Source organism: Isoptericola chiayiensis (genome assembly GCF_013149805.1).
Classification (GTDB): Bacteria; Actinomycetota; Actinomycetes; order Actinomycetales; family Cellulomonadaceae; genus Isoptericola; species Isoptericola chiayiensis.
This window is the reverse complement of record NZ_JABEZT010000015.1, coordinates 1-2,581: the sequence shown is the minus strand read 5'-3', so window position 1 is coordinate 2,581 and position 2,581 is coordinate 1. Positions and strand designations below refer to the sequence as shown.

The window sequence follows — 2,581 nt, the reverse complement described above, 5'->3', positions numbered from 1 at the left end:
TCGGGCCTGTGGGGGTGGGTCAGCGGGGCCGATGGTCTCGCGGGTCGCCTGGGTCGCCGAGTGTGCGACCGGTGGCTGCTCTGGGTGGAACATTGACCGTACGGCCTGCTGGTGGCGGGTCGAGCTAGTACGTCCCTGTCCGGGTGTCCTTCGGGTGCTCGGGGTGCGGGGGTGGGAACGCTCGGTCTGGTGTCGGTGGGTTGGTAGAGCACACTGTTGGGTCCTGAGGCAGCCGGCCATGTGGTCGGGGTCTTGATGGACACGGGTCGTCGGTGGGTCGTAGACCGCCTCCCAGGATGCCTGCAGCGTGAGCTGCTGGGCCTTCGTGGTGGGGGTGGGTGCGTTGCCCGGTTGCCGGCGGGTTCGTCCGTTGCTTGAGAACTGCACAGTGGACGCGAGCATCCCAGAATGTTCGAGCGCTCTTGATGGCTGGTCTGCCCTTCGCGGGGTGGGCCGGTGCGAGGAGTGTTCGGGTTTCTGTAGCGATATTTGTAGTGTGTGTCGAAGTTTTTAAGGGCACATGGTGGATGCCTTGGCACTAGGAGCCGAAGAAGGACGTGGTAGCCTGCGATAAGCCTCGGGGAGTTGGCAAACGAGCTGTGATCCGAGGGTGTCCGAATGGGGGAACCCGGCCGCAGTCATGTGCGGTCACCTCCGCCTGAATGTATAGGGCGGTTGGAGGGAACGTCGGGAAGTGAAACATCTCAGTACCGGCAGGAAGAGATATTCCGTGAGTAGTGGCGAGCGAAAGCGGATGAGGCCAAACCGTATGCGTGTCAAGCTGTCAGGCGTTGCGTGTGCGGGGTTGTGGGACCTTCTTCCAGGATCTGACAGTCCTGGGACCAGTCATAAAGCCGTGTCATAGTCGAACCGTATTGAAAGGCGGACCGTAGAGGGTGTGAGTCCCGTAGACGAAATGGTGCGGCCTGGTGGAGGGGATCCCAAGTAGCACGGGGCCCGTGAAATCTCGTGTGAATCTGGCAAGACCACTTGCTAAGCCTAAATACTACCTAGTGACCGATAGCGGACCAGTACCGTGAGGGAAAGGTGAAAAGTACCCCGGGAGGGGAGTGAAATAGTACCTGAAACCGTGTGCCTACAATCCGTCGGAGCCTCCGTAGCAGGGGTGACGGCGTGCCTTTTGAAGAATGAGCCTGCGAGTTAGTGCTCGGTGGCGAGGTTAACCCGTGTGGGGAAGCCGTAGCGAAAGCGAGTCCGAACAGGGCGTCATAGTCGCCGGGTCTAGACCCGAAGCGAAGTGATCTAGCCATGGGCAGGTTGAAGCGCCGGTAAGACGGCGTGGAGGACCGAACCCACTTAGGTTGAAAACTGAGGGGATGACCTGTGGTTAGGGGTGAAAGGCCAATCAAACTTCGTGATAGCTGGTTCTCCCCGAAATGCATTTAGGTGCAGCGTCACGCGTTCCTTGCCGGAGGTAGAGCTACTGGATGGCCGATGGGCCCTACCAGGTTACTGACGTCAACCAAACTCCGAATGCCGGTAAGCCAGAGCGTGGCAGTGAGACTGCGGGGGATAAGCTTCGTAGTCGAGAGGGAAACAGCCCAGACCACCGGCTAAGGCCCCTAAGCGTGTGCTCAGTGGGAAAGGATGTGGAGTTGCCCAGACAACCAGGAGGTTGGCTTAGAAGCAGCCACCCTTGAAAGAGTGCGTAATAGCTCACTGGTCAAGTGATTCCGCGCCGACAATGTAGCGGGGCTCAAGTACACCGCCGAAGCCGTGGCACTCACACAAGCCCAGCATCCGACCACGGTCGGGTGTTCAGGCGTGTGGGTGGGTAGGGGAGCGTCGTGTGGGCGGTGAAGCCACGGAGTGATCCAGTGGTGGAGGCCACACGAGTGAGAATGCAGGCATGAGTAGCGAAAGACGGGTGAGAAACCCGTCCGCCGAATGACCAAGGGTTCCAGGGCCAGGTTAATCCGCCCTGGGTAAGTCGGGACCTAAGGCGAGGCCGACAGGCGTAGTCGATGGACAAGGAGTTGATATTCTCCTACCGGCGAAGAACCGTCCATACCGAATCCGGTGATGCTAACCGCCCCAACGGCGGCACCGTGGCCTTCGGGCCACACCGCCGCCCGCGGCGTGGGACCCGAACCGGTAGTAGGTAAACGTGTTAACAGGGGTGACGCAGGAAGGTAGCCCGGCGTGGCGATGGTTGACCACGTCCAAGGCCGTAGCCCGTCTCGTAGGCAAATCCGCGAGACTTTCGGGTGAGAGCTGACGGTGACCGCGTATGCGGGAATCGGGTGATCCTATGCTGCCGAGAAAAGCCTCGACGTGAGGTTCTAGCCGCCCGTACCCCAAACCGACTCAGGTGGTCAGGTAGAGAATACTAAGGCGATCGAGAGAATCGTGGTTAAGGAACTCGGCAAAATGCCCCCGTAACTTCGGGAGAAGGGGGGCCCGACCCGTGACCCGGACTTGCTCCGGTGAGGCGGTGAGGGCCGCAGAGACCAGGGAGAAGCGACTGTTTACTAAAAACACAGGTCCGTGCGAAGTCGCAAGACGATGTATACGGACTGACGCCTGCCCGGTGCTGGAAGGTTAAGAGGACGGGTCAGCC

Annotated in this window: 1 rRNA gene; it reads left to right on the top strand. The window is 60.2% G+C overall.

The features are described 5' to 3' along the window. Positions 1 to 500 precede the first annotated feature (500 nt). Positions 501 to 2,581, top strand: a 23S ribosomal RNA gene (locus HDG68_RS16630); the annotation flags it as partial.